Genomic DNA, 6,976 nt, shown 5'->3' with positions numbered 1-6,976 from the left:
ATTCGAACCTGTACATGGAAACCCATACAACGACCTGAACGTTGCGCGTCTGCCAATTCCGCCACTGGGGCATCGTTATTAATGAAATAACAACAATCTTATTATACTGGAATTTTATTGAATTACAAGTCCTATTTATTTTTAATAAATTGAATCATTGTCCCATAACCAGTTAAAACTAGGAACTTGGGGGCAACCTGAACGTTAGCTACATTGGTATTAAAACGAACCCCGACAATTCCATCAGCTTTCTTTTCAGCTGCTCGTTCGCGTAATTTCTGCTGAACCTCGCTAAATAGCTGATCCAAAGATTCAAATGAGTCAATCGCATCACTTGGCAGCATTAAATGAGCTGTCGCATTAACAACTCCCAGGACTTTATGTGCCTGTGGATAATCTTCTGTTGAAAGGAACACTTCATTCACCTCCTTATTCATTATACCAAACTAACAAAAAGGCTTTAACGCTCAGCAATTCTAAACGTTAAAGCCACATTTGTGTTTATGAGGGGTCCAACCTATTAGTTCCTGTTGGCCGCTTCCTCATAATATCTACGGAAGGAATCTTGCCACTTTGCACTGGAACTTTATTACTAAATACAAACTTTTGATTCTCATCTTCCGCAAAGTCGCTTTTATTCGTTACCGTTCAAATAGTGCACCCTGGTAACCACAATTTAAATCAAGATCTTTCCGGTTACTCTTACGTTGCTTCTAGTCTACTCCTTAACTTCCTTCGACTCTATTAGAACGGGAGACTTAATGTTTTAACATCGTCTCTTTATCCTTCCTCACCAATAATATACCACCTTTAGTAACCGCTTTCAAGGATTAATTAAATACTTGTGATAGCATTAATAATATTGCGACTAAATTATTTAAACCGTGTAATAGCATTGAGTTTCGAATATCCTCACTTTCCCGGTAAATGTATGCTAAAGTCATCCCCAACATACAATACAAGAGGAAACTAATAATATTCGTGCTAACATGTCCAGCCGAAAAAACAATCCCAGATAAAATTACTTTTGGCCAGAAAGTATTGGGCTTAAAGAAAAGATTCATTAATACCCCACGAAAAATCAGCTCTTCCGCTATCGGAGTCAAAACCACCGCTGAAATTGCAAATACAATTGTTACTAATGGGTTATGGCCCAATATCGCCATTAGACTTTGATTATTCGCTGTTTCTGTCTGGTGGTAGATTAATACGTTCAGCACACCAAGAATAAATTCCCCTATTAAAATAAACAGGTACCCACCAAGGATTAACTTCCAGTTAATTCTCTTTCTAATTGGTAACTGGTTATAGCGGTGGTATGTTTGTCGAGCCCATATGATAATAAAACCGAATAATAGAAGAAAAAGGAGAACTAACCCAATGGTCTTAATGGTTACCCTGTTGCTTCGATTAGCAATTTGCATTGCAATCGGTGGTAATTCTATACACAAGAAAAAGGCTGCCATTAAACAGCAACGCTTAATAAGAGAAAAAATTTCACTCATTTTTGTTGCCCCTTTTTTTGTTCTTGAAGGCGCTTTTGTTTTCGTCGTTGGTAACTCCATTTTGCGGTTACCTTCGTTACCATCAAGTTTGCAACCACAAATCCTAAAATCCATAAAATATACATCGACCAGCCAGAAATTACTTTACTAATCGTTAATGCTACTAAAATTGCAAAAATAATTAATGGGGGTAATACTACTTTTAAGATTAATTCTGCTTTCACTCTTTAAATCCTCCATCATCTTGTTCAAAAAGTATCTCTCAGTTACATTGCATCCTAATCCTGATGGAAAACATCTTCCAAAATTTGCTTGGTTGTTGCCATTTGCGTTCCGCGAGAACGGACATAATCGATCTGTGAGATAAGAATATCATAACTCCACATTGAAGACAGATCTTTCTCGTTAAAATAGTGGAGATTTAACGTAATCTCATTTAAATCGTGGATCATTCCCGAAAAGTCGTCCATCCCCTGGTATTGTTTTGTTCCAATAACCACCGGCAATTCGTTGTCAGCAGAGTCTTTTAATATGTTCATGAGGATGTTACCGCTTGTTATTTCTGGATGTTCATCAATAAACTGTTGTACTTGCCAAATATCGAAATAGTGGTGTTCATGAGCTACCTTAGTTTTTTCAGAAACAGTTGTTAAGTAGTCGGTTTGATCATTGACAGTAATAATGCTATCAAGGCGAATTGCAATCAAACCGTTAATTTTTCCATCCCAATCAATACTAATCATCAAGCAAAAATGATTATCAATGCCCACTACAAAACCAACGTTAAAATAATCATCATTTTTGATATTATGTACTTCAATCAATTTTCCCTGCTGTTTAGCAATGGTTAATTGAATTTTAACATCCTGCTTATCTGATTCTCTCAAGTATTTGCCTCCTAATTGTCGTTTGATTAATCAAATAAAAATTTACAAAAAATAGTCTACCAAGAATCATAAGGAAAATTCAATTCTTAAGTAGGTATAAACCGATAAGTAGTTATCTCTTCATACAAAATATATCAAAAATTAAATAGGAATCCACAATATTTTGTAGTAAGATAGTGCTTGTGTTTAAAATTATAGTAAAGAGGGGCCATTATGGTGATAATTACTGCAGGAATGATTGGGGTCGGCAAAACTACCTTAACTGGTAAAATTGCAGAACATTTAAATACAAAAGCTTACTATGAACCAGTTGGTGAAAATCCAGTATTACCACTTTATTATGCAAATCCAAAACAATACGGATTCTTATTGCAAATCTACTTTCTTAACAAGCGATTTTCAATGATCAAACAAGCATTATCCGATGATAACAATGTTTTAGATCGTTCCATCTATGAAGATGCATTATTTACTCGCGAGAATAATGCAGAAGGAAACATTAGCGATACAGAATTAGAGGTCTACCTTAAATTATTAGATAACATGATGGCTGATCTTAATCGGCTACCAAAAAAAGCTCCTGACTTAATGGTTTATTCTGAAACAGATTTTGAAACAATTCTTTATCGCATTAAGAAGCGTGGTCGGGATTACGAACAAGTTGATAAGAACCCTGAGTTAAAGGATTACTATTACAAGATGTGGAATGCTTATAAGGATTGGTATCGTGATTATGATGCCAGTCCAAAGATGAAAATCGATCTAGAAAAGTACGATCTAGAGGATCCACAAAATGTCAAAACTGTTCTTAGTATGATTGATGACCGATTAAAAGATATTCGCAACTAATAAAAGCTTTATTAATCAGTATAGCGATAGCTTAGCTAAAGTTGATCCATTCAGTGAATTAACTTGGGTTAAGCTATTTTTGTATCTAATGTTTACTGGAATAATGAATAACATCCTGTAAATAATTATGTTTATGATTAATTTGAGCTAAGAATGGTTGGTCATGAATAAAATTTCGACCATTTCCTAAATGACGTAAATACATTTCCTTGTACGGCAAATCTGCATCAAAAGCCCGTCTCCGCTCGCTTTCGTGATCCCACTTAACTCTACGATAATCAAGATCAGCGATTCCTTCATCGTCAATTGTGAGTAATAGATAACGAGCACGAAGATTACTCTGGTGAACATTCCACCCATCATAAGGTTCGCCAACAGAACCAGGATTGAGAATCAACTGTTCTCGACTAGTATACCGATACAATTGGTGGTGTACATGAGCATAAATACCAACATCATAATTTCCAGACGAGGGCATAATTTGATCCATTTGTTGTTGAGTGTTAGTTGGGAACAATCCTTGCCCAGAATTATTTTTAGGAAGATTATGACTTAAAGTAATATGTAATGCACCAACCTTGGTATCAGCCGTTATCGGCCATTCGCTGATTTGATTAATAATTCTAGCTCCAACCTGACTACCAATATATTCGCCAACCCGTGAAATCATAACCTTTGTCTCATCATCGTAAGAATGCTGACCATAATAAGCTTGCACTAAATCATCATCCCAGTTTCCCCGAAGGCAAATTGATGGATTTAATGACTCTAATATCTCCCAAATATCCGTTGCTCCCGGTCCCGGCATGAATAGGTCACCTAGAAACCAACATTCATTTACATTCTGTTTTCTAATATCATTTTGAACTGCTTTTAGAGCCGTATAATTGCCATGAATATCCGCAATAATTGCAATTCGTCGTTCCATACTTATCATCACTTTTCAATTTATTATTACAATTTCAGTATAATTAAACCAGATTTAGATTCAATTTAGTAAATTTAACTAAAATTTTTAGGCAATCGTTTGCACAAATAGCAAATCAAACGCAAATTTATGAATTTTTTTATATAATTTAATAGCAAACTTGACAGCGCTTTCTTTATTTTCTATTCTAAGGCTGACTCATTTAAATACAAGTGAGTTAATTCATTTGAAAGAAGGGTTGGCTATGGTTAATTGGTTACTACCAAGCGCGCCAGCTGACAAATTAATACCGAAAGAGCAAAGGCACAGTGCTTTTATTAAGTATCGAACTAGAATTTTAGTTAGCACTATTCTAGCTTATGCAAGCTACTACATTGTCAAATCAAACTTTACTCTTTCATCACCATATCTGACAAAAGATGTTGGTTTAACTACTGCTGATATTGGTCTTGTTTTATCAGCTCTCGCAATTTCATACGGAATTGGTAAATTCTTTATGGGGTTACTTGCCGATCGTTTAAATCCCCGTTATTTTGTTGGTGTAGGCTTAATCTTATCTGCAATTTTTAATACCTTTTTTGGCTACACCCGCAATTTATGGGTAATGATTTTATTGATGATTTGCGTTGGTGTAACTCAGGGAATCGGTGCTCCTTGCTGTCAAAAGTCATTAGCAACATGGTTCGATGAGCATCAACTTGGTACAGCAACAAGCACATGGAATATTTCACATAATATTGGTTCTGGAACTGCTTCATTAATCGTTGCTGGAACTGTTGGTGCCTTTGGAGCAGCTAATATTCATAACATTTTCTTAATTCCATCATTAATTTCCATCGTAATGGCATTAATTGTTATGGCACTAGGTGTTGATACACCTGAATCAGTTGGTCTACCAAAGGTTAATAAGAACAAAGAAAAGAATATTAAGCATAAAACCTCATGGGGTGCTTTTCGAGATAACATTATGAAGAACCCAATTGTTTGGGCACTTTGTATCATGAATGCGTTCTCGTATATTTTACGTTATGGAATTGAAAACTGGATTCCTATTTATCTTTCAACCTCTAAGGGCTTCTCTTCAGTTGCTACTAACTCAGCATTTACTATTTTCGAATATGCCGCAATTCCTGGAACTATTCTTTTAGGATTGCTATCAGACAAAGTTTTAAACGGTCGTCGTGTTCCAATAATGTTGTTTACCTCAACCATTATTCTAGTTTTGATCCCATTCTATGCCGTATCCCAAAATATTGTAATCGTTGATATTATTTTAGGAATTTTAGGGATTTGTATTTATGGTCAACAAGTCTTAATTGGAATCGTAATTATGGATGCGTTACCAGTAGAATCTGTTGCCTCAGGAATTGGTTTGTCTGGTTTCTTCGGCTATGCTTTTGGTGAGGTCATTGCTTCATACGGAATTGGTTCCATTGTTGGTAAAACCAGCTGGAATGCTGGCTTTGGAATCGTAGCTGTTTCCTCAATTATCTGTATTATCTTTTTCGTTTTCCTTTTGAAGAAATACCACAATACATTATAATAACTAACCTACCTAATATTGAGGCTGAGAAAAAACGAAACGTTCTTTCTTAGCCTTTATCTATTACCAGCAATTTTCAAAATCACCGAGTCTAATCGTGCAAATCAATCATTGATAAATTAGCATTTGACCAGCTTCTTTCCCTAACTCACAAGAAATTTCTTTAAACCAGTAAGCGCTCCAGCCGATGCTACACCACCAATAACTGAGATAACTGGTGAAAACTTTTTGTGTTTTGAGCTAGTTTGTTGCTGAGGATTCCTCAAATGAGCTCTTCGTGGCATTTCATATTGCCGATTATTTATAACTTGACTTTGAACATTCCCTTCTTTTTTCGGGTCATCATACCTTGTTAGTTGATAACTATCAATAATCTGATTCAGCTTCTTATCATAATCAGTATCTGTTGCATAACAGCCAACAAGCGCATGGGTTGCTTCACGGTAATTTTTTGCCACCGAACGATGCACTTCCCTATATAAGGGCTGCTGAAGCGTCTTAGCATAATCTTGCAACGATTGCTTGGTACTAGTATACGAACGAAAAACATCCTGAACCTGCATTGATTGAGAACCAATAAATTCTGTCGTTGGCTTTAATACGCCACGCCCATTATATTTTCCTTTTACACCAAATAAATTATGGTGCGGTGCTAGACTAAGATCACTCGTTCCCCAATTACTCTCTAATGCAGCTTGGGCAATGATAATGGATGGGTATAGATCATAATCCTTACCAATTTGTCGTGCATCATCAGCAATCTGATTAATAAAGCGCGCTTGATTTGGTAATGGCTGCTTCGGTAAATACCTTTTTTGATCAACTAATTGGTCAGAGAAGGTATTTTCTTTTGCTGCCGTTTTTTCCTGAGTCTGTACTTTTGCCTTTTCAATTCCTCGTTGGTAAGCAGTTTGTTCTACGTGATCGCTAAACGCATGGGTTCTTCCTTCTTCCTGATCCGCTACTCCTAACTGAAATGCTTGACGATATTTCCGAGTTGCATTATGGAACTGAAGTAAGAATTCACGTGTATACTCATCACCATGACTTCGTAGAACTTGCGCATCTACCACTTCTTGGTTAATCACTGCAACTTCAGCAGCATTTCGTGCGTCATCCTGTTGACTGGCAAGAGCAGGTAACGCTGTATTAAGTGAAACTAGCATTACAACTGTTCCTAAAATCACCTTATCATTCATTTCTTATGTCACTCCCGTATTAGTCCTCTAAATAATCAATACGGAATAAATTTAACTTTGCATTT

Annotated in this window: 8 protein-coding genes; 2 read left to right on the top strand and 6 right to left on the bottom strand. The window is 36.0% G+C overall.

The genetic code is table 11. The features are described from left to right. Nucleotides 1-131: 131 nt before the first annotated feature. The 4 genes from HMPREF0549_RS05335 to HMPREF0549_RS05320 all read right to left on the bottom strand — a co-directional run bounded on the left by HMPREF0549_RS05335 (nucleotide 132) and on the right by HMPREF0549_RS05320 (nucleotide 2,392). Nucleotides 132-416, bottom strand: coding sequence for a hypothetical protein (locus HMPREF0549_RS05335; protein ID WP_040531364.1), 285 nt, complete (start codon nucleotides 414-416; stop codon nucleotides 132-134). A 414-nt stretch (nucleotides 417-830) separates the two neighbouring features. Continuing rightward, nucleotides 831-1,505 (bottom strand): CPBP family intramembrane glutamic endopeptidase, encoded by a 675-nt coding sequence (locus tag HMPREF0549_RS05330; protein ID WP_050754865.1) that lies wholly within the window; start codon nucleotides 1,503-1,505, stop codon nucleotides 831-833. Then, entirely contained in the window at nucleotides 1,502-1,729 is a 228-nt protein-coding gene (locus HMPREF0549_RS05325) for a hypothetical protein (RefSeq protein ID WP_040531362.1), read from the bottom strand. Before HMPREF0549_RS05325 ends, HMPREF0549_RS05330 begins: the two co-directional genes overlap by 4 nt. Nucleotides 1,730-1,783: 54 nt before the next feature. Continuing rightward, nucleotides 1,784-2,392, bottom strand: a complete 609-nt coding sequence (locus tag HMPREF0549_RS05320; protein WP_003717239.1) for a hypothetical protein — start codon at nucleotides 2,390-2,392, stop codon at nucleotides 1,784-1,786. 213 nt (nucleotides 2,393-2,605) lie between these two features. Between HMPREF0549_RS05320 and HMPREF0549_RS05315 the strand changes: the two genes are divergently transcribed. After that, entirely contained in the window at nucleotides 2,606-3,241 is a 636-nt protein-coding gene (locus tag HMPREF0549_RS05315; RefSeq protein ID WP_003717238.1) for a deoxynucleoside kinase, read from the top strand. Nucleotides 3,242-3,326: 85 nt separating this feature from the next. Here HMPREF0549_RS05315 and HMPREF0549_RS05310 read toward each other — a convergent pair whose 3' ends face one another. Then, the gene (locus HMPREF0549_RS05310) at nucleotides 3,327-4,169 is read right to left on the bottom strand and encodes a metallophosphoesterase family protein (protein ID WP_003717237.1); all 843 of its coding nucleotides are present in this window, start codon (nucleotides 4,167-4,169) and stop codon (nucleotides 3,327-3,329) included. A gap of 244 nt (nucleotides 4,170-4,413) precedes the next feature. Between HMPREF0549_RS05310 and HMPREF0549_RS05305 the strand changes: the two genes are divergently transcribed. After that, nucleotides 4,414-5,712: an MFS transporter gene (locus HMPREF0549_RS05305; RefSeq protein WP_040531360.1), complete on the top strand. Its 1,299-nt coding sequence runs from the start codon at nucleotides 4,414-4,416 to the stop codon at nucleotides 5,710-5,712. Nucleotides 5,713-5,855: 143 nt separating this feature from the next. On the opposite strand, the gene HMPREF0549_RS05300 is transcribed toward HMPREF0549_RS05305, so the two are convergent. Beyond that, nucleotides 5,856-6,911 (bottom strand): glycoside hydrolase family 73 protein, encoded by a 1,056-nt coding sequence (locus tag HMPREF0549_RS05300; protein WP_003717235.1) that lies wholly within the window; start codon nucleotides 6,909-6,911, stop codon nucleotides 5,856-5,858. Between the last annotated feature and the right edge of the window lie 65 nt (nucleotides 6,912-6,976).

The organism is Limosilactobacillus vaginalis DSM 5837 = ATCC 49540, assembly GCF_000159435.1.
GTDB classification, from domain to species: Bacteria; Bacillota; Bacilli; order Lactobacillales; family Lactobacillaceae; genus Limosilactobacillus; species Limosilactobacillus vaginalis.
Note: the sequence above shows the minus strand (reverse complement) of the source record. Positions and strands in the feature narration are given on the sequence as shown.

Bases quoted from the DNA above. Each gene is read 5' to 3' on its own strand.
- HMPREF0549_RS05330 (WP_050754865.1), bottom strand. From the start codon at position 1,505: ATGAGTGAAATTTTTTCTCTTATTAAGCGTTGCTGTTTAATGGCAGCC.
- HMPREF0549_RS05315 (WP_003717238.1), top strand. From the start codon at position 2,606: ATGGTGATAATTACTGCAGGAATGATTGGGGTCGGCAAAACTACCTTA.
- HMPREF0549_RS05310 (WP_003717237.1), bottom strand. From the start codon at position 4,169: ATGGAACGACGAATTGCAATTATTGCGGATATTCATGGCAATTATACG.
- HMPREF0549_RS05305 (WP_040531360.1), top strand. From the start codon at position 4,414: ATGGTTAATTGGTTACTACCAAGCGCGCCAGCTGACAAATTAATACCG.
- HMPREF0549_RS05300 (WP_003717235.1), bottom strand. From the start codon at position 6,911: ATGAATGATAAGGTGATTTTAGGAACAGTTGTAATGCTAGTTTCACTT.